The organism is Candidatus Paracaedibacter symbiosus (assembly GCF_000757605.1).
GTDB lineage: Bacteria > Pseudomonadota > Alphaproteobacteria > Paracaedibacterales > Paracaedibacteraceae > Paracaedibacter_A > Paracaedibacter_A symbiosus.
Map to the genome: position 1 here is coordinate 6,595 of NZ_JQAK01000015.1, position 1,096 is coordinate 7,690.

1 protein-coding gene is annotated in these 1,096 nt (G+C 61.1%); it reads left to right on the forward strand.

What is annotated here, in order from left to right; all coding sequences use genetic code 11:
• Positions 1-352 precede the first annotated feature (352 nt).
• Entirely contained in the window at positions 353-1,009 is a 657-nt protein-coding gene (locus IG80_RS0111595; RefSeq protein WP_052046420.1) for a hypothetical protein, read from the forward strand.
• Positions 1,010-1,096 lie beyond the last annotated feature (87 nt).

Genomic DNA, 1,096 nt, shown 5'->3' on the forward strand with positions numbered 1-1,096 from the left:
GCGTGCAGTACCACCCGGAGCCGGACCTGGGCTGGGGCGAGGCTGGCGCCAGCCGTTGAGTCGTCTACTGGAGTCCGTGGGCCGGCCGCGCGTCGATGGCTGAACCTCGGCATTCGCTCGACTGTGCGCCCACGGCGCAAGTCTCCCTAAGGCGGAGCTGTTCACCAGTCGATGCATGGTGACGCAAACGAGTGAGGTGCCATGCTTATTTTCTTCAGCGTATGAGCAGCGTGCGCAGTATCCCCCGGTCCATATTGCTCCGCCGAATACGATCACCTAGTATTTCCGAAGAGCTTGGAACGGGCTCGGGGTGGTGCCACCGGGCACCAATATCGATAAATGGGGGGAACTCATGTTGCGATTCCTGGCTGCCATTGTGGGCGGTTTGATGCTGTCCGGCTGTGTGGGTACGAAGATCGTCAAGGCGGATATGCCGGCCATCGAGAAGCGCCAGCACCCGATGCTGACCATCGCTAAGCGGCCCCTGCCGTCATTCGCTGCCATTACAGCGGGAAAGGCGATGTTCGGCGCCCTCGGCGCCATGGCGATGATTGACGCAGGAAACACCGTTGTGGCGGAAAACGGCATCGAGGACCCGGCCATCCAAGTTTCGCAGGAGCTGGGACGCCTGCTCGGAGAGCGCCTGTCTATTCCAGTCGTCTTGGCCCAGCATGAACTGACGTCAACCAAACCATCAGAGATTGCCAAGCAATATCCCGGAGCGGGCCTGATCCTGGACGTGCAGACGGTTAATTGGAGCTTCGGCTACTTTCCGTCCGACTGGGACAACTATCGCGTGATCTACAGCATGAAGTTGCGCCTGGTGGATGCATCTACCGGCAAGGCGGTCGCAGAAGGCTTCTGTGCCCGCGTGCCGAAAGATAATGCCGGTGCGCCGAGCCGTGAGCAGTTGCTGGCTGACAAGGCTTCTGAGCTCAAGACGCGGCTGCGCAACGCGGCCAGCGAATGCGGCGAAGAGCTCAAGCGAGGCACATTGGGGCTGAGCTGAGTGCGCGCAATGCGGTTTCATCAGGTGCAACCGGGTCGCGGAATGCGTGCGCCACGAGGTCACGTCGCGTACGGCTGCGTCAGTGAT

Excerpts from the sequence above, each read along its gene's own strand:
- IG80_RS0111595 (WP_052046420.1), top strand. The coding sequence starts at position 353 with ATGTTGCGATTCCTGGCTGCCATTGTGGGCGGTTTGATGCTGTCCGGC.